The sequence below is a fragment of the Nocardioides ungokensis genome, from assembly GCF_013466985.1.
In the GTDB taxonomy this organism is placed as follows: domain Bacteria; phylum Actinomycetota; class Actinomycetes; order Propionibacteriales; family Nocardioidaceae; genus Nocardioides; species Nocardioides ungokensis.
In genome coordinates this window covers 1394304-1420686 of sequence record NZ_CP059164.1, presented here as the reverse complement: position 1 = coordinate 1420686, position 26383 = coordinate 1394304, and the positions used below count along the sequence as shown (strand labels likewise).

The following is a 26383-nucleotide window of genomic DNA, read 5'->3' as shown; positions in this document are numbered from 1 at the left end:
TCGTTCATAAGGGCGCCTCACTCGCGTGTGGCGATCCGCGGCCGAGGCGTGGACTCTGATCGCCGGGAGTGCGCCATGCCTGAGACCACGTTGCTGCCGTTCCAGCCCGAGGCGATGAGCCAGGCCGAACTGGCTGCCGTCTCCTACCTCGCCCGATATGCCGGGCACACCCACGCCCTGTATGCATACCAGCTGCGTCGCTGGTTCGGCTGGTGCGAAACCAACGGTCTCGACCCCTTGGTCGGGATCCAGCGGGCGCACGTGGAGCTCTACATCCGCCACCTCGGCGAGGCCGGCCTCATGCCCTCGTCGGTGAACACCTCCATGCACGCCGTGCGTGGCTTCTTCCGGTTCGCCCACATCGACGGACTGATCCCGGCCGACCCGGCCGTCTATGCGCGGCTGCCCAAGGTCCACGCCGATGAGTCCCGTACCCAGGGGCTGGACCGGCTCGAGCTGATCCGCTTCCTGCAGGTCGCCCAGACCATCACCGTCCACCACGGCGCCCTGGCCTACCTCCTCGGCATCAACGCCCTGCGGGCCTCCGAGGCGGCCGCCGTCCGCATCGAGGACTACCAGGAGACGCTGCGCGGACACCGGGTTCTGCACTTGGTCGGCAAGGGCGACAAGCCGGCCACCATGCCCGTGACCGTCCCGGTGCTCCGGGTGCTGGAGGCCTGCCGCGGCCAGCGCATCGAGGGACCGCTGGTCCTGCGACCCATCTCGGGCAATCCCATCGACCGTCGCGACGCATACCGGATGGTCGTGCGGATCGCCAAGGTCGCGGGCATCCCTCGACACATCAGCCCGCACTCGCTGCGGCACGCCGCCATCACCAACGCGCTCGACGCCGGCGTGCCCCTGCGAGACGCGCAGATCCTGGCCCGCCACGCCGACCCCAGGACCACCGAGCACTACGACCGCGCCCGCGGCAACCTCGACCGACACGGCGTCCACTTCCTCACAGCCTACGTAGCCGGCGTCTGAGACGAGCCGCGGCATCCATCCCGCCTTGACGGAGAGCCTGAGTTCCCCGGCAGGCCATGCACGAAGCACCTCATATGCCATGTGCGGTCGTTCGAAGCCTCGTGCCGCTGGGCTCTGTCATAGTCATCTGCGTGGATCGAATCCCACGAGCAGTGCGGGAACTGTTCCGAGAGTTGCCAGTCCCTCTGCGCCATGCCGCCATCGGTGCAGTCGCTCTCGGCATTACCGGTGGGATCGTCGGGCTGGTGGTCGGCATCAACGCCTACTGGCCCACTGCCTGGGCCGCAACTTTCGAGCTGGGAGTACCCGCGTCATTGTTGGGATTCGCACTCGGTTTGGTAAGCGGCTCGCTCACCTACGTCTTCCGCCGAGTTCATCCCCACTAAGCGAAGAGAACACGCACACAATCGGCCTCTTTGAGTGCGGGCCACACAGGTGCGTCACTCCGCCGCCTGCCGGCGCAGCTGACTTACCGGACCTGCCGATGTCCGCGTGGTTCGAGCCCGGCGTCTGCCGCCCAGTGAAACCCGGACCAGCGTGCTCAACTGCCGCGAGTAGCGCGGAAGCACTCAACAACCTGTTGAGATGAAACATCTAGCCTTTCGCTGTGGATCTCCCCGTGAAGAGCGGCAACCAACTCCAGGGCGCCGAGCGGCTTATTGGCCTAGCTGGCATCAAGGAAGACCTCAACGTCGTCAACGACACCTGCCTTGCAGCTCTCGAACTCTTGGGCGGCGACCCGGAGTCGGTGCAAGCGCTTGATGAGCGTGGACGCGTCTGGCTTCAGAGCTACTACACGACCGCGGTCATCACGTACGCGCGTTGCTTCGCCGGCGGTGTGCGTACCCGGTTGAGCGACGAGCACGTTCGGCGCTCTGCTGGGGAACAGGCGGACGCGGCGGTCGAGGTGCACAAGCTGATGCTCCTAATCAGAGACAAGCACCTGGCGCACCCGGTGAGCGCGTATGAGGATGGCAACGTCGGCATCATCGTCCGCCCCGACGGCACCGTGTGGGGCCTAGACATCGCTCTGTACCGACAAGCGGTCGCTCCGCAGGCGTTCGGGCAGTTGCAGTTGCTCGCATCGAAGCTGCTGACTGTCGTGAACGAGCTCATCGTCGAGGCGTACGACCATGCCCGGGCGAAGGCAGCGGAGTTGAGCGTCGACGATCTTGCTGCGCTGGGCGATGCGGAGTGGATTCCTCCGCAACTCCCGGACCTTGAGAAGCGGCGCAAAGACGGTCGCGCAATTCCTGTGAGCGGTGCTTGGGGCTATTTGAGGGCAGTGACGGTCGCGGACGACGCCGTTGCTGCTGGGCAGACCTTCAAGGTGGGGCCTGACGGCCCTCGTCGCAGTCGCCAGTCGGTCCTGGTCGACAAGCCGGACGAGGAAGCGGTGTTCACCGACTTGGGCGAACCGCTGACCTGACGTCGAATCAGTGCGGTTCGTGGGCCTCGGTGCACTCGGGGTCGTCCCACGTGTCGAGGACCTCGGAGACGTGGACCCACTCCCATTCGGTTCCTCGCCACCCGGCTGCCGGGTCCCAGTGAAGGCTGAGCGCGGGTAGCCACCGTGGCGTTATCCAGAGGTGGGTGATCTCGGGGTCCAACTGCGGCGGCGGGAGCTGGTCAAGGTCGTCGGACGTTGCGTTCCGGAGCCACTCGAAGACGGGGTCGTTCTCGCTGTCGACTGTCAGGACGGCGTGCCGCTCGGGGCCACCGAACTCGCTGAGTTTCTTTGGCACGTCCGCGTACCCCGGGCGAGCGAGGACTGCACAGGCTGCGGCTACGACGCCCGGGCCGTCCGTGATGGGTCGCCCTCCACCGGAACCGATCATGAACCGGACCTCACCGGGTGCGAACCTGTCGAACGGCGCGATGAACTCGTACTGCTCAGTCCTTCTCGGTACCAGGTCGCGTTTGGCGGGGTCTTCGAGGTCACGCAACGTGTTCTCGAGCCACGTCAGATCCTTGACCCTGGCCTTGGACGTCAGCGAGACCCAGTAGCCGTGCTGGAGACCGATGTACTGCTTGCGCCGGCCGAACTTCTCCAGCGCATTGGCGAGTTGATTCTCCGCCTTGTTCGGGTCGGACACGATCTCGAGTGGAACACCACCAGCGCGGTGAATGACGGCGTCCGGGAGGCTCTGGCCACGCCGGTCGTCGTAGGAGCAGACGCGTACGCCGAGGGTCATCTCGACGATGAACCGGGCGATGGTTTCGTCGCCGTTCTCTCCATGGTGTCCGACTGCACGTGGCGACATCGAGTTCTCCGTTCGTCTTTGACTGCAATGCAGACACCAACGGCTATGGTGCCTGATTGGTCGCACTCATTTGCCTGCGGGCTCAGGCGGTCAACGCAACACCTCGGCTAGTGCTTGGGATGGTGTCTTGAAGCCGAGGGTTTGTCGAGGTCGTCCGTTCAGCTCGTCGGCGATGGCGTCGAAGTCCGCTTGGGTCAGGGTCCGGAAGTCGAGGGTGCGGGGCAGGTATGGCGAAGCAGGCCGTTGGTGTTCTCGTTCGACCCGCGTTGCCACGGTGACTTGGGATCACAGAAGTAGACCTCGACTCCGGTGGCTTGAGTGAACTTGGCGTGCTCGGCATCTCGTGGCCTTGGTCCCAGGTCAAAGTCCTGGTCGAGCGCTGCTGGCAGGTTCGTGATCTTCGCAGCCAGTGCGTCTGCGACCAGATCTGCCTTGTGGCCGTTGGGCAGCGCGACGAGCATTACGAACCGAGTCGAGCGTTCGACCAGAGTCGCGACTGGGGTCATGCCCTTGCCGAAGACCAAGTCGCCCTCCCAATGACCCGGCACAGCGCACGGTCGTCGGCCTCAGCCGGTCGCTCGGAGATGTTGAGGATCCCGGGCCGGCCACCACGACCATCAGGAAGCCGGATCCCTGCCGACCGCCGGAGTACTCGCTTGGTCCGCAGATAGGCGGTCAGCTCTTTGCGCAGCGCACCGCGGGACTGGATGAACAAGGTGCGGTAGATCGTCTCGTGCGACACCTGCATCTCCGGTTCATCTGGGTAGGTGGCCTTCAGCCAACCCGCGATCTGCTGCGGTGACCACCGCTGCCTCAGCTTCTCCGCCACGATGTCACGCAGTAGCGGCCGGCTGGCCAGCTTGCAGGTCTGGGGACGCCGAGCTCGAGCCCACGCCTGCTCATCTGCCCTCGCCGCGCGGTACCGACTCCGCCCGCCGTGCCCGCGACCTCACGACTCACCGTCGACGGCGCCCTGCCCAAGCCGGCCGCGATCGTCCGCAACGACCATCCCGCTGCCAGACCCCTGGAGATCTCCTCGCGTTCGAGCAGACTCAACCGGCCCGTCGAACGCCGTCGAGCAGCTGGACGGATCCCGCCACACCGCACCAGGTAGCCATGGACTCCGCTGGTCGACAGCCCCAACGCACGAGCCGTCGGCTTGGCCGCATAGCCCGCCCGCAGACGAGCCCAGATCTCATCCTCAACAGCCGGCGTCACCCGGTGATAGCCACGTCCCATCGCAACCTCCTCGAATCAAGGAAGTGTTGCGCTGACCAATTGAGACCGCCCCGCTGCGAGTGCGTTTCGAGGTCGCGTCTTTCCGCCGCAACGGCGCGGCACAGTCGCTACACCTCGGCAACGTCATCTGCGGTGAACTCTTGCGCTGTGGTGCGCCGCGGGCTGAGGACGGGACCTACCGGTCACTACAGCTCGATGTGCGTGTGGACCGCGTTTAGACCATGTCCGCGCCCACGGCCGTGCCCAGTCGTCCCGCTCGGATCAGTCCGACGCCGCCTGGTCGCGACCTTCGACCCAGCGCAGATACGCCGAGAGGTAGGCGTGGGCGCATTGCTGTGCCTTCGGGAGCCAGCCGACCAAGTCTTTCGCCGTCTCTCCTGCGGAGGGAACGTGGCCGAGCTGCGAGTTGCGCAGGTCGGCGAACTGCCCGGCTGTACGAACGACGTTCTCGTCGACGTCGATGGTGCCGCCGGCCTCGACCACGCGTCGCTTGATCCCGCGCGAGTGGAGCGCCTGCAGCTTCTGTGCGGCGACGCGGACGCACTCGACCTTCTGCTCTACCGACGTCGCCCGGTCGAGAGCCTTCTCCAGAGTCTCAACCAGGGGCGCCGACTCGTCGGGAGTTGGCTTGGGTGGGAAGAACCGGCCGATCCGGTCGGCGATGCGCTCGAGTACGAAGAAGTAGGTCAGCAAGGCCGTCCGCACGTCGGCTGCGTCATCGCCGTGTGAGAGGTAGCGGTTGTTCGCGACATACATGTCGACCGCCGCGTGCCGGGCGGTGTAGTCGTGCTGTGCCGCCCAAACCACCCCCGCCCACTCGTCGGGGTCGGCCTCCTCGGCTTTGAATTGCCGGGGTGTGAAGGCGTCCACCCACGCGTCGCTCCTTCGGGGCAGCCACTGCTCTGGCTCGTTGGCGGCGTGGAATGCCACTGGTGCGCCGAACATTGGTGAACCGGTCATCGCCGAGACGACAGCCAGGAGCCTGGGGAGCACCTCCGCCTCGGCGGTGCGCATCGCGTCGTCGGGATCCACAACCCGAACGGAGACCTTGAATACCGCTGCGGACCGAACTCGAGTCCGCCGACCCGTCCCGGTGGCCCAGGTACCGCCGCCGAGCTGTGCCTCGACCACCCCGGGAGGATCCAGTCGCCGGAACGAGTCGGGCACATCCTGGGTGACGCATAGCCAGTCGCCGCCCTCCGGGCCGTCAAACTCGAGGTTCGGCGGCAACACCGCGCCCGCGATGTAGCCCCAGACGACGTACACATCCCCGTTACCCATACTTGGGAACATGCCACAGGCGTCGCGGTGACACCCGGCCAGTGCCCGGCAAACCGCATGAGTCGGTCCGTTCCTCACCGAGCGTCAGCGCCCATGGCGCCTCCTCCGGCCCGAACGCGTTGCCGGCGACGTTCAGGCTGCGGGCCGGGATGTCGCAATCCTCGCAAGCCGTCTAGCAAGTCGCTCGGCTCCTTGACCCGCCCGCAACTCGACGCTGGTCAGCCAGACCTGGTCGAGTGATTGGTGGAGTCGAGGGTCTGGGCGGCGTAGGTCGAGTCGTGCCAGACGATGTTGCGATTGTTGGTCAGTCGCCACACGTCCAACTGACCGGTCGCTCCAGGCGGCCGGCGACCCGCTATCGCTCGCCGGCGACAGTGATTGGAGCAGCCGGTGAACGCCGACCGACGTGCGTCATTGCGCCGCGCGTGACAGCGCACGATTCGTGCGAGACTGTCGACGGGAGCGGGCAGTAGTCGCCATGACCCGCGGACGTGCGAGTCGTTGTCTATCCCTTGAGTCGGAATGGGCGGAAGCCGCGGCCTTCTCGGAACACCGTCAACTGGATGCGTGTCGAGCCCCTCCTGCCGCTGCCTCCCTCGACGATGGTTATGAGCGTGAGAGGGGGAACCGTTGCGTTCGTATTCGGTTCTCGCCATACAGGCGCCTGCCCTCGACAGGCTGCAACGTTCATGATCGCCTCGTGAGTCCTGTTGGCGCGAACGGGGCCGTCAGGACACCGGTCTTAAGAGCCATCGCGTGGATTACTCGCCCGATGGCTCTGCACTGCCCTAGCGCCTCCGCGAGGCGAGGTCGAGACTCGGGCGACCGCGACGAGTCAGACACTCGCCCACGCGCCTTGCGAAACTAGGAAGGATCTGCTCCTCTGCTCAAGAGCCAAGAGCCAAGAGCCAAGAGGAGGGTGCAGGAGTTGCACAAGAGCATCACTGCAGCGCTGGACAGTCGCGTTTCCCATCAGGTCTCCTAGGGCTTGACGCTCTGCGCTCGGGTACAGACGCTGAGCCGCGAGCGACCATGAAAGTCTTCGCTGAAACGAACTTGGTCGAGGAGTCTATTGTGCCGGCGCCGCAGGAATTGCCTCGAGCGGATCGGTATCTGAACGGGGAGGATTGCGGTGTCATTTACTGAGATCAAGTTAGAGAATTTCCGAGGGGTCCGGCAGGCGACGACGATCGTAATGACTCGCCCCGGCGACGGAGCTATTTGTAGCCTACTGCTCTACGGCGAGAACGGGAGTGGCAAGTCGTCCATATGCGATGCGTTCGAGTTCGCGACCCGAGGCGTGGTTAGCAGGCGACTTCGAGACGGAACGAAGATCAGGCGCGAGATACGAAACATGAGCGCGGGTAAGAAGAGTTTTCCCTGCGTGGAGGTTCAGCTTTCGTCGGGCGAGAAATTCAGGCGTGGCAATCGGGTCCCATCGTGGAGTAAAGGTGAATCGAATCCGCCGCCTACGTACTTGGATCGCGCGCGCGTCATGTCGGCCTATGAGTACGCCCCAATCGTTATTCGGCGCAGCGCTGTCGAAGTCTTCTGGCAAATCCCACCGGTCCAGCGCCAAGAATTCTTCTGGGACTACTTGAAAGCCCCGGCCGAGGGTGTCCGCACAGCAGCAGACGAACAATCTATCGAGGAGCACGCAAGAGCAAACGTTCGGTTGATGGAGGCCGACGTCGCCGTTCGCAAGTTGATACCAGTGGGTTTTCGTTTTGCCAGAGCAACCACCGACTACTCCCTCCCAACTCACGCGGCAGGGATGAAAAGTCTGCGGAACGCGGCCTCAATCGTCCTCCACGGTGCTCCTGGGCGGGCGCTCGACCCTGCAACTTCCGCTCTACTCGACAGGTACGAGCAAGCACTGCGCCAGGTACTGGACCTGACACCCCTGGCCAACGCCGCTCGCCGGCGTAGTCCACGTGACTTTTCGGCGCTGCAGGAAATTCTTGAAGACGTTGGAGCGCGCGTCTCGGAGGACTATCGCTCGATCACCCAACAGCCTTGGGTGGCGGAGGTGCAATTCGTCCTTGAAGAGACTGGGGCACTCGAGATCCGATTAATCCGGGACACGGGTAAGGAACTTCTTCCGGAAGAGGTCCTGAGTGAGGCACATCTCGATCTACTCGCACTACTGATCCTGCTCGAGGTGCACGTCGCCTGCGCCGAACGAGGCCAGTCGAAATTCATTGTCCTGGACGATGTTTTCCAGTCGATCGACGCGCCGCTACGATCAAGAGCACTTCAACACCTTGCGAATAGACTCGTAGGTTGGCAGATGGTAATGACGGTTCATGATCGTCTATGGATGGAGATCGCCCAGCGCTGCTTAAACGAGACCGGCAAACCCACTCAAGCACTCGAGATCCGGAGCAGCGGTTTCGGATCGACCCCAACAGTGATCGGCGTCAACCCGGGCCACCTCCGAGACCTACATCAAGTGGTGCAGAGTGCCGCCTCGGCCGTTGTGGTCGCTGGGACTGCAGGGCGAACTTTTGAAGCGTTGTGCCATCACCTTTCGATATGGTGCAAAGTCTCCGTAAGACGGAAGGCGGAGGATAAGTACACGATTGGCGATCTGTGGCCCGGAGTACAGGCCGCACTTCGCGCATGCACAGACTCCGAGGTGGCGTCGCTTGCAGAAGAACTGGGCCATTCGCAATTCCTTCGAAACATCGCTGGGGCTCACTTCACAGCTTGGGCCGATGGGCTGTCTGACGCCGAGGCTTTGGACTCCGCTCACCGAGTGGAACTGCTGCATAACAAGTTCTGGTGTGAAACTTGCAGACGCCCAGCGAAACGCACGGACTCTGGCAACCGGACGTGGTCAATCTCCAAGACCTGCGGTCACGTATGAAGTGCGGTGCGCTCCGAGGTCGGCCGCTCTTGAGCAAGCGTCCGCATGCAGCGATGCGCCGCACTCCGGTAGTGCGTCTTATCACCCCGGTTGCGACGGGCCGGCGGCGCTAGTCTGCGAGGCCGCAAGCCCATTCAACGATCTGCCGCCAGTGGTCGTTGAGCTGACGAAGAGGGCATCGAACGCGTTTGAGATGCTGATCGTTGGCCATTCGCGTGCGCGAGGTGGATTGTGCGCCTGATGGTCCGGCCGGTTCGCCGGGTGTTCTTCGCGCCGGTGAATCTGTCGTTGTGGTTTGGCGTACGCGGCGCGGTCGGTCCCGCTACCCTCACCGAGTCGGAAGTCGTTTCGGGGTGAGGCGCAATGTTCAGGCCTGGTTCGTCGAGGGCACTGGCTGCCGCCGCTGTCTGTTTCACCGCCGTGTCACTGGCCGGTTGCGCCACTGACAAGTCGAATGTGCTGACGGCGGAGGAAGCCGCTCCCAGTGCGCGTGTGCAGACCAAGCAGGCGAAGCCGGTCGACGCGGTCGGCTCGTCAAGAGGCGAGCTGAACACCTACGTTGCAGCGGCCCGAAAGCAGCTGCCTGGGCTGTGGAGTCCGTAGTTCCGGAAGATGTTCACATCGATCCGGATCAACCCGGTCTATCCGAGCGGAATTGAGTTCGTCTACGTGTACAAGGTTCGGGTCGACGTGGCAGCAACGTCCGACTACCTGGACACGCAGCTTCCGCTGTTGAAGGCGACGTTCCGTACCCTGGTTGAGCCCGAGGTGACGAAGTTCGGGTTGCAGCACCCGTCGGCGGCTTGGACGTACAAGAACCCAGACGGCACTCTGGTCTGGGGCCACACCGTCTCGTAGGGCCGATGGACGCACGCCGAACAGCCGCTCCAGACTCTTGGGCCACAGGCGCGGTTGGGGTGTTCCGCCACGTCTCCGGCACCCGTGGCCTGCGTCTTTCCGCCGCGTCAGGGTGGTGCTGGACCGAACACGCTCAGTGTGGGAAGAGCTGCTCCGCCCGATCCTCGAGCAAGTACTGAGCCATCTCTGCTTCATGTCGGGCGCCGCCGGCGCCCCCAGCCGGCGGCTCCACGAACCAGTACAGCTTCCGAACTCCCTTGGGGGAATGCTGCTGCGCCAGCTCGCGTGCTTCCGCCAGGGTGAACAGCCAGACGCGGTCCACATCAAGCGCTACCAGCGCCAATAGCTGGGCGGGGCAGGTATGCGGAAAGTCCCATCCTCTGCTCAACTGTCCCTTCCCGCCAGCAGGTCTGGCAGAGAGGTTGCTCTTCACTTGAACAGTTGTGGCCTCGGCGCTTCCTGGCGCGTAGACGACCAAGTCGATGCCCGCATCCGTGGTCAAACGCGCACTGTCGATGCCGACCTTGAGCAAGCGATACTGCACTAGTAGCTCGCCGGCCGCACCGATGTGCTGAGTCGTCACTCGCTGAGGCTAAACGACTGCGGGGAACGCGTTCACCGAATCCTTCTGACCCCGGTCTGGTTTCGGAGTCTGGGCTGCGATCCGCGCTGCCACTACTGGCGTCATTCCGCCGCCAGCCGGACACGGGGACCAGCCGATGTGCGGTCGTAGGCGCCCGGACGTCAGGAGCCGTACGCGTCGAACGACTGGTTTGAATACGGCAGTGCTGTTGCTGCGGCGACATGGTGTCCACCGTCACGGCCGCCTGACCGCGTCTTCGCGTCGGCGACTTTCCCCGGTCGCTCGGGGTTCACCACGCCTTGCGAGCGTCGCAGCTCCCCCGACAAGGAGAAGACATGCCCCGATCCCGTGCGCGCCCTGGCCGAACGGCCGCGCTGGCCCTCGCCATCGGCGGCGCCGCGTTCTTCGCGAACGGCGCTATTGGTGCCGGCGCCACCACCGACGGCCCGCTCGCGAACGACTTCAACGAGGTCACCCGCAGCACCGCGTGGAACCAGGTCGACAAGCTGCACCTGAACTTCCAGACCTACCACACCGAGGCCTGGCGATCACCGACAAGCACATCTTCCTGTCGGCCGTGCAGATCATCGAGCCGACGCAGAAGTACCCCAGTCCCGTGAACGGCTACGACCGCACGCCGGGCAAGGGCGTCGGCCACCTGTTCGTGATGGACCGCGAGGGCAACCTGCAGAAGGACATCACCCTCGGCGAGGGCGACATGTACCACCCCGGCGGCATCGACTACGACGGGGAGAACGTCTGGGTGCCGGTCGCGGAGTACCGCCCCGACAGCTCCTCGATCATCTACAAGGTCAACGCCAGCAACCTCAAGCTTTCCGAGCAGTTCCGCGTCAACGACCACATCGGCGGCATCGTCAAGGACGACACCACCGGCGACCTGGTCGGCAACAACTGGGGCTCGCGGAAGTTCTACGACTGGACGCCCACCGGGCAGGAGACGCGCAGCTGGCTGAACCCCAGCCACTTCATCGACTACCAGGACTGCCAGTACGTCGACACCGCCAAGGCGATCTGCGGCGGCGTGGCGAACCTCGGCCAGACCCCGAGCGCGGGCGGTAACAACGCGACGTACGAGCTCGGCGGGCTGGCCCTGGTCGACCTCCACTCGCACGAGGTGCTGCACGAGTTCCCGTTCCAGAAGTGGACCGCCGCGGGCCACGTGATGACCCGCAACCCGGTCAAGATGGCCGCCGACGGCAAGCACCTCACGCTGTGGGCCGCGCCGGACAACGGCGACGAGACCAACGGCACCGAGCTGTTCATGTTCACCGCCGACGTCCCCTGACTCCTTGACCGCGACACGACCCGCTCGCGGCGCTTGGCCGCGGGCGGGTCAACCCATCTCCTGACCGGATCGGGACAGGGGCGAGCCCGCCCTCACCGTGGCCGACCTTCATGGCCGGTGGAACGTCGAAACGCACTCTTCGGCAAACAACGTGCGCTGCGGCATCGGGTGTACCACGATCCGCTCGCGTCGAAGGTGAGTCTTATCGCCGCCCAGTGGCGCCTTGGAAGCGAGACCCTTCGTTCATAAGGGCGCCTCACGTCGCGCGTCGCGATCCGTGGCCGAGGCGTGGACTCTGATCGCCGGGAGTGCACCATGACTAAGACCACGTTGCTGCCGTTCCAGGCCGCCGATGAGAAGCTTGCGCCCAGCCTGACACCCTCGAGCAAGGCTGGGCCGCGACCTCAAACCCCAGTAAGGTCGTGGCCCAGCCGCTGGGCTCACCGGCGCGGCATCCCATCGGCCTCTCGAACGGCTCCAGCCAGATGGACGTCACATGCTGAAATCGTCTGCTTTGGTCCGACCACGGTGAACGCAGGTGGTGTGGCGCAATTGTCGGAGCCGCCCTGCCCACATCGCGTCTCACTTGCTCTTCCCACGTGCATCGCGGCGTCGAACGCCCGTACCTCGGCCACGGTCACTCACCTCCTTGCTACGGCTGCTCAAACGTCGCCAACGGATCTCCATTGCTCGCTTTGACGGTCACGAACAAGCCTCGGGGAATCCCCTTCGAGCCCGAGAGGGTGGAGAACGATGCGGCGATCTTCTTCGCTGTGGCGGCGTTGGACGCTTTCGGGAACAGCGATGTCTTGACGGTCAGGTCTGTCCCATCCGCTTCGTAGCCCGTGATGTTGTCCCACCAGTCAGGCTTCATCCATTCGAGTTGCGCCTTGGCCTCGCGGCGGACGGCGAGGACGAGCGCCGCGTTGTGGTCCGCATGCGACGGCGACGAGGTCGGTGTCGATGTGGCGGATTGCGACACCGGCTGCGACGACGAGGGTGCGTCCTTAGCGCTGCCAGTCTCGTCCCCGGAACAGCTCGTGGCGCCGACAACGATGACCGCCAGTGCGAGGGCGCCGCTGAGGCAGGTCTTGGCGCGCATGATCCCCGTTTCCTCCGCTGGTTTCTCTAGTGAAACCCCGACGCGGGTTGCGTGTCGATAGGCGGGGTCGCTTGACCCAAGGGCGGGACCGTTGGCCCCTACGAGTGTCGCCCACCGTTTCCGATGCTGTCGCAATGGATGCCGAGCTCATGCGAGTCATCCCCGTCCGTGACCTGGGGGAGCGTGCCGTGGTCCGGCGCGACAACCAGCGTCGGGTGGGACCTCTCTTCTTCAGCTCGGGCGACATCGACCTGCTCTGTGGCTCTTGCTCGTTCCTGTTGTTCAAGGGACTGCGGAGCGCCACGCTGATCGGAGACACCGTTGCGATATGCCCGAATTGCGGTTCCGGCAATGAGTCGTCAGATCTCCGTTGAAACTTCACCCATTGCGATGACGGGCAAACTGAAGACCCCAGCGAGGATTGGTATCACCGCGCCACTCAGCCCCGTTGGGTTGCGCGGAAGGGTTCGGCTCCGACTTCCCCCCACCACCGGGCCGAACCCTCCGGCCCCATGTCCTCCCTTCCCGCACGGTCCACGAGCACTGACCGGCTGCCTGCTGTCAGGTCGCCGCTGACAGCAGGCGGGCGCTGGCCGCTCGGGGGCACACGTTTCCTCACGCGCTGGCTGTACCCCCAGGCAGCGATTCTGGCCGTCTGGTATGACGGCAGAGCAGACCCCCCGGCGCGGGCACAGGGGCGTCGGGGGTCTGCCCGCCGGGTGGAAGATCCCCAAGCAGCGTGCGAGGGTCGGGCTCGATGCTTGGGCGTGTTTGCGCGTCCCCCGATCTTGTGGTGGAGCGTCCCGACCTCGGGGACGGCTACGGCTCGTTCTACGCCGAGGGCAGCCGCATCCCGGCCCAGCACCGCATCGGGTGCTGCCGTGGTGATGTTCCACCGGGCGCGGACGGGCCTCCAGACGCCGCAGCAGCCTACGCCTCGTCCCGACATCGTTCGGGAACCGGCGGTCGTCGTCCGGCGACACGTCGGGGTCGACCCACTCGACGTCCGGCTCCGGCAGATCCTCGTCCAGCGTCCCCACCATGTCGGTGTCTTCGAGGTGCTGGATCTCCTCTCCGAGGTCGGCCACGGCCTGATAGACGCCCACCACGTCAGCGAGGGCGACCGACGTCGCCAGCGGCGAGTCCGGCGCGAGCATCCGCCCGTGCTCGGCGAACGAGAGCATGCCCGAACTCGACGACATCGAGTCGGCCCCAGGCCCGGAAATCGACTTCTCGCGCTCGGCTGCCGGACGCATCAAACGCGCTTGACCTTCCTAGCATGAACCGCCGAGACACCCCGCTCAGCTGGATCGTCAACCTCTTCACGATAGGCATCGCCAGAGCGAAGAGGATCGCTCAATCGAATGAGCGTCCCGGCCAGGGCGGCGCCGGCTTCAGGTTCGCTCGGTTCCTGCAGCCCTTTGCCAACAACGGCCTGGCCGACCAAATGAATGATGCGCTGCGTGCGGCCGGCTCGAGCCACCAGGTCTCCCCTGTGCTGTGCTTCTTCCCCACCGGCTGGCTATTCATCGGATCCAACAAGCGCTTTCGTCGTGGCACACAGGCCTACAACGACGCGGTGAACGTCTGGACCCAGGCCCAAGCGCCTGCCGCTGGCATCTGCCAGGGTCTGTGACCCTCGGCCTTGAGAGCAGCAAGCCCCCGGTCGTGTCACCGTGGGCTTCGTCGCCGTCGACGGCACGGCCGAGGTGCGTCACTTCGCCGCTTGTCGGCGCGGGCCAAACAGCCGACGCAGCCCGGTCTGCATGGACCGGCAAGTCAGGGCGCTCAGCGCCGGTCGCCTTCAAACGTCCGGATCTAGCAGCGGTGGAGTGTGTTTCGTTGCGGATCGTCTTGCGGTGGCGATGCACAGATTTCCGCGTGGGCTAGCGTTCAAGAAATGACGTTGAACCATGCGCGCCGCGGAAGCGGCAGGCCATTGTTGCTCGTGCACGGTCTGGGCGCTGGATGGCGATCCTGGTCCCCGATCATCGACGAGCTGGCCGAGAGCCGTGAGGTCATCGCCGTCGACCTGCCGGGTTTCGGCGAGTCGCCTCCTTTGACCGGCGAGGTCTCGATCGCCACCCTGACCGACTCCGTCGCAGAATTCATCCGCGAACAGGGTCTGGACGGGGTGTCGACGGTCGGTCAGTCGATGGGTGGCCGAATGGTGCTTGAGCTCGCACGGCGAGGCGTCGGCGGCGACACCGTGGCGTTGGACCCGGGTGGTTTCTGGAGCGACCGCGAGGTCGCCGTCTTCGGGGCCACGCTTCGGCCATCGATCGCTCTGGTCCGGGCGCTGCGAGGCACGCTGTCAGCACTGCTGGGCAACCCCGTGGGAAGGACGCTGCTGTTGGCGCAGTTGTCGGCGCGGCCCTGGGCACTCTCGCGCGAGACCGTGCTGCCGGATGTGCGCGGGCTGGCTGAGTCCCCGTCGACTGGCGCGGCCTTGGACGCCCTGACCAAGGGGCCCAAGCAGCAGGGTGCGCCGGCCGGCACTGTGCCCGGCCGGGTCACGATCGGTTGGGGTCGTCGTGACCTGGTGACCGTGCCGAGGCAGGCCGCACGTGCGACGGAACTGTTTCCGGACGCGGTGCTGCACTGGTTCGAGCGGTGTGGCCACTTTCCACAATGGGACGCACCGCATGAGGCGACCCGACTGATCCTTGACAGCACCAGTTGAGGTCGGTCGCGCTGCCCGGCCGACGAGGGCGCTTGTCGCCCTAGCCGGATCGTCATTCGGAACGGGTCGATCTGCGTCTTAACGCCGCGAGCCGGTGTCATGTGGTTGGCGCTGTGTCCATCACCTTCCTGTGCAGCAGCGAGCCACGGATGTGGACCTGAGGTCAGCCTTGGTTGGGCCAGTCCACGGAGAAGTACTGGGTCTCGGTGTACTCGAGCATTCCCTCGCGGGCACCCTCTCGTCCGAGTCCGCTCTGCTTGACGCCCCCGAATGGCGCCGCGGGGTCGGAGACGAGGCCCCGGTTGATCCCGACCATGCCGGCCTCCAGTCCCTCGGCGAGCCGCATCGCCCGCTGCAGGTCGCCGGCGTAGACGTAGGCGGCCAGTCCGGACTCCGACTGGTTGGCGACAGTGAGGATCTCCTCGTCCGAGGAGCACCTGATGATCGGGGCCACAGGTCCGAAGATCTCCTCGGAGGCGATGGCAGCGTCGGGGGTGACGTCGCGCAGGACCTGGGGGGCCACGAAGTGGCCGGTCAGGTCGGGGTCGAGGGGGGCGCGGTGGGACACCCGGGCGCCGGCCTGCACCGCCTCGGCCACCACCCGCTCGATGCGAGCAGCCGCGCCAGCGGAGATGACCGGTCCGATCTGGGCTCGCTGGTCACTTGCCGGCCCGGTACGCAGCGTCTCCACCGCCGCACCGAAGCGAGCGCCGAAGTCCTCGAGGACCGCCTCGTGCACGAGGAAGCGGTTCGCAGCCGTGCAGGCCTGGCCGCCGTTGCGGAACTTGGCGACCAGCGCACCCTGGACGGCGGCGTCGAGGTCGGCGTCCTCGGTGACGATGAACGGCGCGTTGCCGCCGAGCTCCATCGAGGAGTTCACCACCCGGTCGGCGGCCTGCCGGAGCAGGATCCGGCCGACGTTGGTGGACCCGGTGAAGGAGATCTTGCGGACGCGGCTGTCGCTCAGCCAGGTCGACACGACCGTGGGTGCGTCGGTCGTCGGCACAAGGTTGACGACCCCGGGAGGCGCACCCGCTTCCTCGAGCAGCCGGGCGATCGCCATTGCTGTGAGTGGCGTCTCCTCGGCGGGCTTGAGCACCACGGTGCAGCCGGCGGCGAGTGCCGGGGCGATCTTGCGGGTGGCCATGGCGGCCGGGAAGTTCCAGGGTGTGACCAGCGCGGCTACGCCCACGGAGCGGTGCGTGACGATGGTCCGCGTGCCGCCGGCAGGCGACTCTCCGAAGGCGCCGCCTGGGCGGACCGCCTCCTCGGCGAACCACCGGAAGAACTCCGCGGCGTAGGTGACCTCGCCACGGGCGTCCGCCTCGCACTTGCCGTTCTCGGACATGATCAGGCCGGCGAGGCGGTCGAGGTCGGCACGCATCCGCTCGTAAGCGCCGTACAGGACGTCTGCCCGCGTGCGGGGTGCCGTCGAGCGCCACGAGGTCCAGGCCGCTGCTGCGCTGTCGACGGCCGATCGAGCGTCGGAGGCGGAACCGTCGGCGACCGCGGCGATCACCCGTCCACTGCCCGGGTCCCGGACCTCGAAGGTGGTGGTCGCTGGCTTCCAGCTTCCGTCGATGAACAGGGCGCGGGCAGGGTCGAGGTCGGCGATCGAGGGGTCGACGGCAGGCGTGAGCGGCATGGGGTGCCTTTCGGGGTGCGGCGCGGGGGCGGGCGCCGGAGACGTGGTCGGGTAGGCGTCAGGACTGCAGGCCGGTGAGCAGGGCTCGTCGAGAAGCACGGACGTGCTCGCGCATGACCCGCTCCGCGCTGTCGCCGTCCTTGGCGATGATCAGCTCCAGTACGTGGTGGTGCTCGCGGTCGGACTGCACCGGCCGACCCGGCTGGCTGAGGGACGTGGCGACGAGCCGGGAGTAGGCGAGCTGGTTCATCAGCGTGCGGTAGTGCGCCTCGAGCTTGCTGTTGTCCGCGCCGATGATGAGCAGGTCGTGGAACTCCTGGACGAGCTCGGCGACGCGATCACGGTCGTCGCGGGCGACGGCGCGATCGGCCTGCCGCAGGTTCTCCTCGAGCTGGTCGATCTCCGGCACGCGGCCGCGCTGTGCCAACAGCCTGGCCGCGGCGCCCTCGAGCAGCTCCTTCATCTCGAAGAGCTCGGTGATCTCGCGACGCGACGGGCTGGTCACGAAAGTGCCGACGCGGGGCCGGATCTCGATGAGGCCTTCGGTCTGCAGCTGCTTGAGGGCCTCGCGCACCGGCGTACGACTGACGCCGAACTCCTCGGCGAGCGCGAGCTCGGACAGGTTGACGCCGGGCTCGATCTCACCGGCGATGATCCGACGACGCATCTCGCTGATCACCCGACCCTGGATCGAGCCGGCACCGGCCCCGTTCACGCCCGCCACCGCGTTCCTCCTCTTCACGTCGTCCGAGGTGAGCATCATGCCAGCGGCGCGAGTGCGCCGCCGTCGAAGAACTGCCCGGCGCTGTAGACCATGGGGTGTCGATCCGTGCATGCCGCGTGGACGACCCGGCAGATGAACACCGTGTGGGTGCTCGCCTGGAGTCGCTCCCGGATCTCGACCTCCATCTGGGCGCTGCTGCGCTCGAGGAGCGGGCTGTCGAAGGGCCCTGGCGTCCAGTCGAGGCCTGCGAACTTGTCGGCCGACTTCGACGCGAACCGCGTGACGACGTCCACCTGGTCGGTCGAGAGGATGTTGATCGCCAGGTGCTGGGCACGGAAGAGGCAGTCGTGCGTGGAGGACGTGCGCTGGACACACACCATCACGGTCGCCGGGTCGAGCGAGATGCTCGAGAAGGCGTTGACCGCGAGGCCGCGCGGCATGTCGTCGTCCATGGCCGTGACCACGGTGACTCCGGTGACGAACTGCCGGTTGACCTGTTTCATCAGGTCCAGGTCTGGCTGCGTCGGACTGGTGGCCATCGCTTTGCTCCTTGTCATGGCGGGTGCGCTCGTGCTCATCGTGATCAACGGTCCTGTCCGACACTGATGATGCCCAGCGCGGTCAGCAGCGCCCGCGGGTCCCAGGTGACGAACTCTTCGACGATCCGGTCGTCCTCGAACCGGGCGAACGTCGCCCCGCTGACCGAGACCCGCCGCTTGGTGGCCGGGACGCCGAGGAAGGAGTGCTCGTGGGTGCCGTCGCTGTGCCAGCGGACAGCGGCACGATCACCCTCGACCAGTACGTCGTCGAGCGTGGTGACGAGGTCGGGGAAGGCGGTCCTGGTCGAGACGATCGACGCCTTGAACTCGGCGAGGCCCTGCGCGGTCGGGTCGCTGCTCCAGCGCTGGTAGCCGTCGCTCAGGAGCTCGTCGAGGGCGTCGACCTCGCCTCGGTCCCACGCGGCTAGCCAGGCGCGCTCGATCCGGGCCCGCCGCTCGTCCTGCTCGGTCATCTGAGCCTCCTCAGCCTCACTGTTCTGAACACTCTGTTGCATACATCATGACGTTAGGCATGCCACCTCATGATGTCAATGGAATCCGGCCAAGTTCCTCGTCCCAGGCCCGTACAACAGGACAGTCAACCCGCATCTCAGGCGTGAATTGGTCAGAAGCCGGACGAGTAGAACCTGGTCTCGGATCGTGATGGAGCTCAGTTTGACTGGATGGGTTGACCGATACAAGAGGGCGGTCTATCGTCCTGTTGCATGCAAGCAACTGAGACGAAGCCGGTTCCCGGTCTCCGCAAGCTGGTGGTCTACCGGGAGACGCTGGTGACCGAGGCCGGTGCCCGGCCGGCGCGGCCGGTGCAACAGGCCAGCGCGGCGGCGGTCCTGCGCAACCCCTGGGTGCGCACAGGGCCCTCGCGTGACCTGTCCGAGGAGGTGGCTCAGATCGCTCCCTCGCTCGCAAGGTTGCTCACCGACCGGCTCGCCGACGCGCTCGGTGGGGTCGCCGCGATCGAGGCGTTCGGCAAGGCGGCCATCGTCGGGACCGCCGGTGAGATCGAGCACGGCGGCGCGCTGATCCACACGCCGTACTTCGGCAACCTGATGCGCGAGTTCCTCGAGGGCGAGTCGATCATCTGCTTCGCGGACGCTCGCGCCGAGGCCGGGCAGCCGCTCGTGGTACCGCTGTGGCACAAGACGCACGCCGCCACCCGCAGCCACTACCAGACCGTCAGCACCCGCGTCCCGGACGCCCCGCGCGCCGACGAGCTCGTCGTCGTGGCGGCGGCATCCACCGGGCCGCGACCCCATCCGCGCATCGGGGACCGCGCGACCGACCCCGTCATCACCGTCAAGAGCTTGGAGAGTGTTCTGTCATGAAGGTGCGCAAGATCGTCACCGTCGTCGAGGAGATCCGGACCGAAGGTGGCCGCGAGGTCTGGCCGCCGGCGCGGGTCGCCGTGGTGGCCGCGGTGATCGAGAACCCGTGGGCCGGGCAGGGGTTCGTCGAGGACCTGGGTCCGGGGATCGACGAGACGGCGTCCGACCTAGGCGCGATGCTTGCACCCCAGGTGCTCGCCGCGCTGGAGCTGCCGGCCGAGGCCTACGGCAAGGCGGCCATCGTGGGGCTGGACGGCGAGGTCGAGCACGGCTCGGCCCTGATCCACACGCTCAAGTTCGGCGACCACTTCCGCAAGGCGGCCGACGCCACCACCCTGCTGCCTGCCGTGGAGAAGCGTGGTCCCGCCGGGGTGGTCTTCGACATCCCGCTCAAGCACATCACCGACGCCACCATCCGCTCGCACCACCAGACCATCGAGGTACGGATCGCGGACGCGCCCCACCAGGACGAGATCGTGGTGGCGTTGGCAGCAGCGGCGCAGGGTCGTCCGCAGCAGCGCCTGGCGGCCCTGTCCACCGAGCAGTGACCCGGCGAGCGGTTGTGAAGCAGTCATGAACAAGCCGACAGTGGTCCTCCTGCACGGGGTGGGCCTCGACCACGCCACGTGGGCGGCGGTCACCTCGCTGCTGCGCGACGACTTCGACGTGGTGGCACCGGACCTTCCCGGCCACGGTTCGCGTCCCGTCCCCCCCGGCCCGGTGACCCTGACCGACCTGGCCGACGGGGTCGCGTGCGACGTGCCTCCGGGGTCCCACGTCGTCGGGTTCTCCCTCGGCGCCCTGGTCGCCCAGCACCTGGCCGTCCACCGGCCCGAGCTCGTCGCGACCCTGACGTCGGTCAGCTCCGTGTGCCGTCGCACGCCGGCCGAGCGCGACGCCGTGCTGAAGCGGCTCGCGGTCGCCGAGCAGGACTTCGCGGCGAGCGCGGCCGCCTCGGTCCGTCGGTGGTACGACGGCACCGACGTCAGCCCCGCGGACGCGCGGCGGACCGAGGAGACCCTGCTGCGCAACGACCCGGCCAGCTTCCTGAGCTGCTACCGGGTGTTCGCCACGGCCGACGCCGAGATCGCGCCCGGGCTCGCCGGCATCGCGGTGCCCTCCCTGGCCGTCACCGGAGAGGACGATCCCGGCTCGACGCCCGAGATGACCCACCGGCTGGCCGACGCCATCCCCCACTGCCGCGCGGTGATCGTGCCCGGCGCGCGCCACATGCTCCCCGTCGAGCGGCCCCGCGAGCTCGTCGACTGCCTGACAACCTTCATCGGAGGAGAGGTCCATGCCTGACACCAAGAAGCTCCAGCACTTCATCGGGGGCGAGTGGGTGGAGCCCGCCAGCGGCGAGCACTTCGAGAGCACCAACCCCGCCACCCGCGCGGTCAACTACGTGGCCGCCCGAGGTGGCGCGGCCGACGTGGCCCGGGCCGTCGAGACCGCCCGCGACACGTTCGAGGACCCGCGCTGGCGAGACCTCAGCGCCACCCGGCGCGGGCACCTGCTCCGCCGCCTCGGCGACCTCATCGGGGAGAACGCCGAGGAGCTCGCGCGCATGGAGACCCAGGACAACGGCAAGCTGCTGCGCGAGATGCGCGGGCAGCTCGCGACGCTGCCCGAGTACTGGTACTACTACGCCGGTCTTGCCGACAAGATCCACGGCGGCTTCATCCCCACCTCCGACCGGCAGGTCCTGAACTACACCTCACGGGAGCCCCTCGGGGTCGTCGGGGCCATCACGCCGTGGAACTCGCCGCTGACGCTCACCACCAGCAAGCTGGCCCCGGCCCTCTGCGCCGGCAACACCGTCGTCGTGAAGCCCTCCGAGCACACATCGGCCACGATCCTGCGCCTCGCAGAGCTTGCGGTCGAGGCCGGCTTCCCCCCGGGAGCGGTCAACGTCGTCACCGGCTACGGTGCGGAGGCGGGCCAGGCACTCGTCGACCACCCCGCGCTGGCCAAGCTCTCCTTCACCGGCAGCACCGCGACCGGGTCGCGAATCGCGTCCAGCACCGCCAGTCGCTTCATCGGCTCCACCCTGGAGCTCGGGGGCAAGTCCCCCAACATCGTGTTCGAGGACGCCGACGTCGCGAACGCAGCGATGGGCGTGGTGGCCGGGATCTTCGCGGCCGCCGGGCAGACCTGCATCGCCGGCAGCAGGATCTTCGTACACCGGTCGGTGCACGACGAGCTGCTCGAGCGCGTCGCCGAGCGGGCCCGCACCATCAGGATCGGCGACCCGCTCGACGACGCCACCGAGCTCGGTCCCCTGGCCTTCGAGGACCAGCGCGACAAGGTCGCCGGCTACGTCGATCTCGGCCGCTCCGAGGGGGCCCGCGTCCTCACCGGCGGCCGGTCGAGCGACGGCGGTCTCGGCGGCTACTTCTACGAGCCGACCGTGCTCGTCGACGTCGACAACTCGATGCGCGTCGTACGCGAGGAGATCTTCGGTCCGGTGGCGGCGGTGATGCCCTTCGACACCGAGGAGGAGGTGGTCCGGCTGGCCAACGACACCGAGTACGGGTTGGCGGCCGGGGTGTGGACCCGCAACCTCTCGCGCGCGCACCGCATGGCCGCCCGTCTCGACGCCGGCACCATCTGGGTGAACACCTACCGCGCGATGTCACCCATGTCGCCGCGACAGGGCTTCAAGAGCAGCGGCGTCGGGGTTGAGCACGGCACCGAGACCATCAAGGAGTACACCCGCCTCAAGAGCGTCTGGATCAACACCAGCGAGGACCCCGTTGCCGACCCGTTCGTGATGCGGGGCTGACATGCCGCTCGTCGAGATCACCCTCGCGGAGGGCCGCACCCCGCAGCAGGTCAGGAGCCTGATGCGCGAGGTCCACGAAGCCGTGCTGCGGACCGCGGACACCAGGTCCGAGCACATCAGGGTCATCGTCCGCGAGGTACCGCGGGCGCACTGGGCCACCGGCGACGTCACGCTCAGCGAGATGGACGCCGTCCGAGCCACTCACAGAGAGAACCAGGAGTAGTCGTGAGATTTTCGCTGTTCGTCCACATGGAGCGCTGGGACGAGGAGGTCACCCACCGCCAGCTGTTCGAGAACCTGTCCGAGCTCACCCTGATGGCCGAGGCCGGCGGCTTCGGCACGGTGTGGATCGGCGAGCACCACGCCATGGAGTACACGATCTCCCCGAGCCCGATGCCGTTGCTCGCCTACCTGGCCGGGAAGACCTCGACCATTCGCCTGGGCGCCGGCACGATCATCGCGCCTTTCTGGAACCCGATCCGGGTGGCCGGTGAGACCGCGCTGCTCGACGTGATCAGCAACGGCCGGGCGGAGGTCGGCCTGGCTCGGGGCGCCTACCAGTTCGAGTTCGACCGGCTGGCCGGCGGCCTGCCGGCCACCGACGGTGGCAAGCACCTGCGCGAGCTGGTCCCGGCCGTGCGGGAGCTGTGGCAGGGGGACTACGCCCACGACGGCGCGATCTGGCAGTTCCCCACCTCGACCAGCGTGCCCAAGCCGGTGCAGCAGCCGACGCCGCCCATGTGGATCGCTGCCCGCGACCCCGACTCCCACGACTTCGCCGTACGCGAGGGCTGCAACGTGATGGTCACGCCACTGATGAAGGGCGACGAGGAGGTGGAGGACCTGAAGCGGAAGTTCGAGACCGCGGTCGCCAACCACCCCGAGGTGCCACGTCCCGAGCTCATGGTGCTGCGCCACACCCACGTCCACCCGGCCGACGACCCCGATGGCTGGCGGCCGGCCGCCGAGGCGATCTCGCGCTTCTACCGCACCTTCGACGCCTGGTTCGGCAACAAGACCACTCCGATCAATGGCTTCCTGGAGCCCAGCCCGGAGTCGAAGTTCGCTGAGCGGCCGGAGTTCGAGCTCGACTCGCTCCATCGCACCGCGATGATCGGCACCCCTCAGGAGGTCATCGAGCGCCTGCGCCACTACGAGGCGCTCGGGGTGGACGAGTTCAGCTTCTGGTGCGACAACAGCCTCCCGCACGAGGAGAAGCGGAAGTCCCTCGAGCTCTTCATCAAGGAGGTCGTACCCGCCTTCCAGTGAGGAGGGTCAGGCCCGGCGCTCCACAACGCGCTCATCCGGCGATGGCCGGTCACGGACGAGGTTCGTGGCCGGCCATCGGTCATTTCGTCACTCCCACAGCGCGCGTCCCACCGTCACCTGTGATCCATCACGCTGGGGGCTTCTAGGGATGCATCCCGTCTCTTGCATGCAACAGGTGGGTACGGATGGCCAGATGCAGCAGGAGCGCAAAGTCTTGCACTCGCTGACGGATATCGGTCAGTTCCGCCCGCTGGCGTCCGCTCAAGAGAAACTTGCCAGCAACTTCGGCCAGGGTATTGACGTCTCTGCCATGCAAGATCTACGGTCTGTGGCATGCAACAAGGGCGTGACTACAGTCACAGGCAGGCGCAGTCTGCTGGGAGCCCCCCGAGCGCTGTGTCGCCGGCCCACGGAGGCCCGATGCCGCGGAACTACCAGAAAGGCAGCGATGTGAACCTGGACGTCTCTCACGCCCCCACGGGCGAGCTGGCTGCGGACCTCCACTACCGAGACAAGATCGCGGCAGTCGAGCCCTACGGCGTCGACGCGATCCCGGACTCCGAGCGGCACGGCAAGCCCGTCTCCCAGTTCTTCATCTGGTTCGCGGCCGGCATGAACTTCCCGATCATGGTGCTCGGCTTCGTCGGCGTCAGCTTCGGACTGTCGCTCACAGCGGCCGTCACCGCGATCGTCGCGGGCTCCTTCGTCGGCTCCGTCGTCATGGGTGTCCTCTCGCGCATGGGCGGTCGGCTGGGCGTCGCCCAGCAGATCCAGGCGCGCGGACCGCTCGGCTTCTTCGGCAACTTCGTGCCGGTCGCCTACGTGAACATCTTCGCCGGCATCGGCTGGGCCGCGGTCACCGTGATCCTCGGTGCCCAGGCGCTCACGACGCTCGCGCCGGCCATCCCGTTCTGGGTCGGCGCGCTCGGGCTGGTCTCGCTGCAGCTGGTCGTCGCCGTCTACGGCTACAACATGATCCACTACCTCGAGCGGATCCTGGCCGTCGTCCTCTTCTTCGGCTTCCTCATGATCACGGTCGTGTCGGTCACCCGTGGGTGGCAGGGAGGGTTCGGCACCAACCCGCACGCGGCGTACTGGGTCGGCGGGGTCGGCGGCTGGATCACCTTCTCCGGCTACTTCCTCTCCTTCCTGATCGCCTGGTGGCCCTTCGCCTCCGACTACTCCCGCTACCTGCCCGACGAAGACCACGTCAACCGCGCGACGGGCTTCTGGACCTTCGCCGGCAACTTCATCTCGCTGGCGTGGCTCGGCGTGGCGGGCGCACTGCTCGGCAGCTCGGCGGCGGCCGGGGAGAGCCCCATCGCAGCCCTCGAGCGACTGACCGGCCCCTTCCACGTGGCCGCGCTGCTCATCGTCCTGATCTCGTCGTTCTCCCAGAACTTCCTCAACGTGTACGGCGGGGCCATCTCGGTCCAGACGCTGCGCATCCCGGTCAGCCGGCGCACGGCGGTCGTCATCATCTGCGCCGCCGCCTACGTCATCAGCCTGTGGGCCGACGCGAGCTTCGAGGCCAAGTTCAAGAACTTCCTGTTCATGGGCGCCTACCTGATCGCCCCGTTCGGCGCGATCCTGCTGCTCGACTACGTGCTGGGGCACCGGCACGACCGGGAGCGAATCGCAGAGCTGTACGACGCCCGACGCGTCCTGGAGTGGGGATTCATCGCGTGGGTCGTGGGTGCAGCCGCGTCCCTGCCGTTCTGGAACCTGTCGTTCTACGTCGGCCCGGTCGCCAAGGCGCACCCGGAGTGGGGCGACCTCTCCTACTTCGTGGGATTCCTCGTCGGTGCACTCGCCTTCGTGGCCACCTACAAGCTGCCGCCGCTGTGGCACCGCCCGGCCGGGGCCCATGCGCACGCCCTCGCCGGCGCGGAGCTGGGGTCCCAGCCCGGCACCGAGATGCAGTCGACGGCGCTGTAGGCGGGCGTCACCTGGTCCCCCGCCGCCGGCAGACCCGGCGGCGGGGGCCTCGTTCGTGTCGGGACAACCACCACCGATGGAGAAGCAGATGGGCGAGCTGAGAACCGCGACGAGGAACCAGGTTCCGTGGCTGGTGGTCATCGACCTGCAGCGGGCGTTCGCGGATCCGGCGAGCGGGTGGGCCACCGAGGGTTACCGGCCCGCCGAGAAGCAGGTGGCTCGCCTCGTCGAGCACTTCGCGGGCTCGGTCGTGTTCACGCGCTTCGTCCGCGATACCAACGAGCGTGGCGCCTGGCGGCAGTACTACGACAAGTGGCCACAGTTCCGGGTGACCCCCGAGAGCTCCCAGTGGGAGCTGACGCTCGACGCGCCGCCCGGCACGCCGGTCGTCGACGAGTCCACGTTCTCGAAGTGGGGCACCCAGTTGCGAGACCTCGTGGGAGACGCCCCCTTGGTGCTCTGCGGCGTGGCGACCGAGTGCTGCGTCCTTGCCACGGCATTCGCTGCGGCCGATGCCGGAAGCCACGTGACCGTCGCCTCGGACGCGTGTGCCGGAGCAACTCGGGAGCTCCACGTGGCTGCCCTGCGCATCATGGGGACGAACAGTCCCCTGATCGACGTCACGACCGTGGACGTCCTCATGCACGCGGACATCAACTCGATGTAACTGAGCCGCTCGTCCACGAACGTCAGCAGTCAGTCGGGGTCTCGGTCCACAGGTGGGCGGGGCTCGGCAGGGTCACCGTTCTTCGCGAGATGAGCCAGAGCCGACGAACATGGCTCGCTGTGCCTTTCACAACCCGCGTCTTTCCGCCGCGTGTTGGGCGCGCATCTGTTGGGCGCGCATCTGGCCGAGATTCGTCCCTTCCTGTCGCGCCGTGGTGCGGCATGGCGAAGGCCCGGATGGGTGCCCAGTGTGGAACGAACTATCGGAAGGGATCCACCGACCCACCCGAGCTGCGTCT

27 protein-coding genes and 1 pseudogene are annotated in these 26383 nt (G+C 66.9%); 16 read left to right on the top strand and 12 right to left on the bottom strand.

What is annotated here, in order from left to right; translation table 11 throughout:
• Positions 1 to 75 precede the first annotated feature (75 nt).
• Complete coding sequence (locus H0S67_RS07095) at positions 76 to 987, top strand: tyrosine-type recombinase/integrase (RefSeq protein WP_180936009.1); 912 nt, start codon at positions 76 to 78, stop codon at positions 985 to 987.
• 619 nt (positions 988 to 1606) lie between these two features.
• On the top strand, positions 1607 to 2416 hold the full coding sequence (locus H0S67_RS07090; protein ID WP_180936008.1) for a hypothetical protein: 810 nt from the start codon (positions 1607 to 1609) through the stop codon (positions 2414 to 2416).
• A 7-nt stretch (positions 2417 to 2423) separates the two neighbouring features.
• Here H0S67_RS07090 and H0S67_RS07085 read toward each other — a convergent pair whose 3' ends face one another.
• From H0S67_RS07085 to H0S67_RS07075, 5 genes are all read right to left on the bottom strand, one after another.
• Entirely contained in the window at positions 2424 to 3251 is an 828-nt protein-coding gene (locus H0S67_RS07085; RefSeq protein WP_180936007.1) for a hypothetical protein, read from the bottom strand.
• Between the two features lie 194 nt (positions 3252 to 3445).
• The gene (locus H0S67_RS23240) at positions 3446 to 3775 is read right to left on the bottom strand and encodes an IS30 family transposase (protein ID WP_219635537.1); all 330 of its coding nucleotides are present in this window, start codon (positions 3773 to 3775) and stop codon (positions 3446 to 3448) included.
• Positions 3754 to 4080, bottom strand: coding sequence for a hypothetical protein (locus H0S67_RS23235; protein ID WP_343050395.1), 327 nt, complete (start codon positions 4078 to 4080; stop codon positions 3754 to 3756). Before H0S67_RS23235 ends, H0S67_RS23240 begins: the two co-directional genes overlap by 22 nt.
• Positions 4065 to 4490 (bottom strand): helix-turn-helix domain-containing protein, encoded by a 426-nt coding sequence (locus tag H0S67_RS27895; RefSeq protein ID WP_219635343.1) that lies wholly within the window; start codon positions 4488 to 4490, stop codon positions 4065 to 4067. Before H0S67_RS27895 ends, H0S67_RS23235 begins: the two co-directional genes overlap by 16 nt.
• 261 nt (positions 4491 to 4751) lie before the next feature.
• Positions 4752 to 5771, bottom strand: a complete 1020-nt coding sequence (locus H0S67_RS07075; protein WP_180936006.1) for a hypothetical protein — start codon at positions 5769 to 5771, stop codon at positions 4752 to 4754.
• A gap of 1132 nt (positions 5772 to 6903) precedes the next feature.
• Here H0S67_RS07075 and H0S67_RS27890 point away from each other — a divergent pair.
• The 3 genes and pseudogenes from H0S67_RS27890 to H0S67_RS07065 form a co-directional block, all read left to right on the top strand.
• Positions 6904 to 7164: pseudogene (locus tag H0S67_RS27890) on the top strand (AAA family ATPase); the annotation flags it as partial.
• A 102-nt stretch (positions 7165 to 7266) separates the two neighbouring features.
• On the top strand, positions 7267 to 8640 hold the full coding sequence (locus tag H0S67_RS07070; RefSeq protein WP_246355198.1) for a hypothetical protein: 1374 nt from the start codon (positions 7267 to 7269) through the stop codon (positions 8638 to 8640).
• A gap of 612 nt (positions 8641 to 9252) precedes the next feature.
• The gene (locus tag H0S67_RS07065) at positions 9253 to 9498 is read left to right on the top strand and encodes a hypothetical protein (protein WP_180936004.1); all 246 of its coding nucleotides are present in this window, start codon (positions 9253 to 9255) and stop codon (positions 9496 to 9498) included.
• A gap of 133 nt (positions 9499 to 9631) precedes the next feature.
• Here H0S67_RS07065 and H0S67_RS07060 read toward each other — a convergent pair whose 3' ends face one another.
• A complete protein-coding gene (locus H0S67_RS07060; RefSeq protein WP_180936003.1) occupies positions 9632 to 10081 on the bottom strand; it encodes a hypothetical protein in 450 nt (149 codons plus the stop codon).
• A gap of 161 nt (positions 10082 to 10242) precedes the next feature.
• The gene (locus H0S67_RS07055; protein ID WP_180936002.1) at positions 10243 to 10593 is read right to left on the bottom strand and encodes a hypothetical protein; all 351 of its coding nucleotides are present in this window, start codon (positions 10591 to 10593) and stop codon (positions 10243 to 10245) included.
• Positions 10594 to 10658: 65 nt separating this feature from the next.
• Between H0S67_RS07055 and H0S67_RS07050 the strand changes: the two genes are divergently transcribed.
• Positions 10659 to 11387, top strand: coding sequence for a DUF6454 family protein (locus H0S67_RS07050; RefSeq protein ID WP_180936001.1), 729 nt, complete (start codon positions 10659 to 10661; stop codon positions 11385 to 11387).
• Between the two features lie 652 nt (positions 11388 to 12039).
• On the opposite strand, the gene H0S67_RS07045 is transcribed toward H0S67_RS07050, so the two are convergent.
• Positions 12040 to 12489: a hypothetical protein gene (locus tag H0S67_RS07045; RefSeq protein WP_180936000.1), complete on the bottom strand. Its 450-nt coding sequence runs from the start codon at positions 12487 to 12489 to the stop codon at positions 12040 to 12042.
• A 1279-nt stretch (positions 12490 to 13768) separates the two neighbouring features.
• On the opposite strand from H0S67_RS07045, the gene H0S67_RS07040 reads away from it, so the two are divergent.
• Both H0S67_RS07040 and H0S67_RS07035 read left to right on the top strand, forming a co-directional pair.
• Positions 13769 to 14125 (top strand): hypothetical protein, encoded by a 357-nt coding sequence (locus H0S67_RS07040; RefSeq protein ID WP_180935999.1) that lies wholly within the window; start codon positions 13769 to 13771, stop codon positions 14123 to 14125.
• Between the two features lie 264 nt (positions 14126 to 14389).
• On the top strand, positions 14390 to 15172 hold the full coding sequence (locus H0S67_RS07035; protein ID WP_180935998.1) for an alpha/beta fold hydrolase: 783 nt from the start codon (positions 14390 to 14392) through the stop codon (positions 15170 to 15172).
• Between the two features lie 163 nt (positions 15173 to 15335).
• On the opposite strand, the gene H0S67_RS07030 is transcribed toward H0S67_RS07035, so the two are convergent.
• From H0S67_RS07030 to H0S67_RS07015, 4 genes are read right to left on the bottom strand one after another with little or no spacing between them, the layout of a single operon-like run.
• Positions 15336 to 16817: an NAD-dependent succinate-semialdehyde dehydrogenase gene (locus H0S67_RS07030; RefSeq protein ID WP_180935997.1), complete on the bottom strand. Its 1482-nt coding sequence runs from the start codon at positions 16815 to 16817 to the stop codon at positions 15336 to 15338.
• Positions 16818 to 16875: 58 nt separating this feature from the next.
• A complete protein-coding gene (locus H0S67_RS07025; RefSeq protein WP_219635536.1) occupies positions 16876 to 17580 on the bottom strand; it encodes a GntR family transcriptional regulator in 705 nt (234 codons plus the stop codon).
• Positions 17577 to 18080 carry a flavin reductase family protein gene (locus H0S67_RS07020; RefSeq protein WP_180935996.1) on the bottom strand — a complete coding sequence of 168 codons (504 nt, stop codon included), beginning with the start codon at positions 18078 to 18080 and terminating at the stop codon, positions 17577 to 17579. The genes H0S67_RS07025 and H0S67_RS07020 overlap by 4 nt, the downstream gene beginning before the upstream one ends.
• Before the next feature lie 44 nt (positions 18081 to 18124).
• Positions 18125 to 18553, bottom strand: coding sequence for an ester cyclase (locus H0S67_RS07015; protein ID WP_180935995.1), 429 nt, complete (start codon positions 18551 to 18553; stop codon positions 18125 to 18127).
• Positions 18554 to 18805: 252 nt separating this feature from the next.
• On the opposite strand from H0S67_RS07015, the gene H0S67_RS07010 reads away from it, so the two are divergent.
• From H0S67_RS07010 to H0S67_RS06975, 8 genes are all read left to right on the top strand, one after another.
• The gene (locus H0S67_RS07010; RefSeq protein ID WP_180935994.1) at positions 18806 to 19426 is read left to right on the top strand and encodes an amino acid synthesis family protein; all 621 of its coding nucleotides are present in this window, start codon (positions 18806 to 18808) and stop codon (positions 19424 to 19426) included.
• Positions 19423 to 19974, top strand: coding sequence for an amino acid synthesis family protein (locus tag H0S67_RS07005; RefSeq protein WP_180935993.1), 552 nt, complete (start codon positions 19423 to 19425; stop codon positions 19972 to 19974). The genes H0S67_RS07010 and H0S67_RS07005 overlap by 4 nt, the downstream gene beginning before the upstream one ends.
• Before the next feature lie 25 nt (positions 19975 to 19999).
• The gene (locus tag H0S67_RS07000) at positions 20000 to 20731 is read left to right on the top strand and encodes an alpha/beta fold hydrolase (protein ID WP_180935992.1); all 732 of its coding nucleotides are present in this window, start codon (positions 20000 to 20002) and stop codon (positions 20729 to 20731) included.
• Positions 20724 to 22211, top strand: coding sequence for an aldehyde dehydrogenase (locus H0S67_RS06995; protein ID WP_180935991.1), 1488 nt, complete (start codon positions 20724 to 20726; stop codon positions 22209 to 22211). The genes H0S67_RS07000 and H0S67_RS06995 overlap by 8 nt, the downstream gene beginning before the upstream one ends.
• Position 22212: 1 nt before the next feature.
• On the top strand, positions 22213 to 22434 hold the full coding sequence (locus H0S67_RS06990) for a tautomerase family protein (RefSeq protein WP_180935990.1): 222 nt from the start codon (positions 22213 to 22215) through the stop codon (positions 22432 to 22434).
• A 2-nt stretch (positions 22435 to 22436) separates the two neighbouring features.
• Positions 22437 to 23480 carry an LLM class flavin-dependent oxidoreductase gene (locus H0S67_RS06985; RefSeq protein WP_180935989.1) on the top strand — a complete coding sequence of 348 codons (1044 nt, stop codon included), beginning with the start codon at positions 22437 to 22439 and terminating at the stop codon, positions 23478 to 23480.
• A gap of 450 nt (positions 23481 to 23930) precedes the next feature.
• Positions 23931 to 25418, top strand: coding sequence for a purine-cytosine permease family protein (locus H0S67_RS06980; protein ID WP_180935988.1), 1488 nt, complete (start codon positions 23931 to 23933; stop codon positions 25416 to 25418).
• Positions 25419 to 25506: 88 nt separating this feature from the next.
• The gene (locus tag H0S67_RS06975) at positions 25507 to 26085 is read left to right on the top strand and encodes a cysteine hydrolase family protein (RefSeq protein ID WP_180935987.1); all 579 of its coding nucleotides are present in this window, start codon (positions 25507 to 25509) and stop codon (positions 26083 to 26085) included.
• Positions 26086 to 26383 lie beyond the last annotated feature (298 nt).

Bases quoted from the DNA above. Each gene is read 5' to 3' on its own strand.
- H0S67_RS07095 (WP_180936009.1), top strand. From the start codon at position 76: ATGCCTGAGACCACGTTGCTGCCGTTCCAGCCCGAGGCGATGAGCCAG.
- H0S67_RS07085 (WP_180936007.1), bottom strand. From the start codon at position 3,251: ATGTCGCCACGTGCAGTCGGACACCATGGAGAGAACGGCGACGAAACC.
- H0S67_RS27895 (WP_219635343.1), bottom strand. From the start codon at position 4,490: ATGGGACGTGGCTATCACCGGGTGACGCCGGCTGTTGAGGATGAGATC.
- H0S67_RS07075 (WP_180936006.1), bottom strand. From the start codon at position 5,771: ATGGGTAACGGGGATGTGTACGTCGTCTGGGGCTACATCGCGGGCGCG.
- H0S67_RS07070 (WP_246355198.1), top strand. From the start codon at position 7,267: ATGTCGGCCTATGAGTACGCCCCAATCGTTATTCGGCGCAGCGCTGTC.
- H0S67_RS07065 (WP_180936004.1), top strand. From the start codon at position 9,253: ATGTTCACATCGATCCGGATCAACCCGGTCTATCCGAGCGGAATTGAG.
- H0S67_RS07045 (WP_180936000.1), bottom strand. From the start codon at position 12,489: ATGCGCGCCAAGACCTGCCTCAGCGGCGCCCTCGCACTGGCGGTCATC.
- H0S67_RS07040 (WP_180935999.1), top strand. From the start codon at position 13,769: ATGAACCGCCGAGACACCCCGCTCAGCTGGATCGTCAACCTCTTCACG.
- H0S67_RS07035 (WP_180935998.1), top strand. From the start codon at position 14,390: ATGACGTTGAACCATGCGCGCCGCGGAAGCGGCAGGCCATTGTTGCTC.
- H0S67_RS07030 (WP_180935997.1), bottom strand. From the start codon at position 16,817: ATGCCGCTCACGCCTGCCGTCGACCCCTCGATCGCCGACCTCGACCCT.
- H0S67_RS07025 (WP_219635536.1), bottom strand. From the start codon at position 17,580: ATGATGCTCACCTCGGACGACGTGAAGAGGAGGAACGCGGTGGCGGGC.
- H0S67_RS07020 (WP_180935996.1), bottom strand. From the start codon at position 18,080: ATGGCCACCAGTCCGACGCAGCCAGACCTGGACCTGATGAAACAGGTC.
- H0S67_RS07015 (WP_180935995.1), bottom strand. From the start codon at position 18,553: ATGACCGAGCAGGACGAGCGGCGGGCCCGGATCGAGCGCGCCTGGCTA.
- H0S67_RS07010 (WP_180935994.1), top strand. From the start codon at position 18,806: ATGCAAGCAACTGAGACGAAGCCGGTTCCCGGTCTCCGCAAGCTGGTG.
- H0S67_RS07005 (WP_180935993.1), top strand. From the start codon at position 19,423: ATGAAGGTGCGCAAGATCGTCACCGTCGTCGAGGAGATCCGGACCGAA.
- H0S67_RS07000 (WP_180935992.1), top strand. From the start codon at position 20,000: ATGAACAAGCCGACAGTGGTCCTCCTGCACGGGGTGGGCCTCGACCAC.
- H0S67_RS06995 (WP_180935991.1), top strand. From the start codon at position 20,724: ATGCCTGACACCAAGAAGCTCCAGCACTTCATCGGGGGCGAGTGGGTG.
- H0S67_RS06990 (WP_180935990.1), top strand. From the start codon at position 22,213: ATGCCGCTCGTCGAGATCACCCTCGCGGAGGGCCGCACCCCGCAGCAG.
- H0S67_RS06975 (WP_180935987.1), top strand. From the start codon at position 25,507: ATGGGCGAGCTGAGAACCGCGACGAGGAACCAGGTTCCGTGGCTGGTG.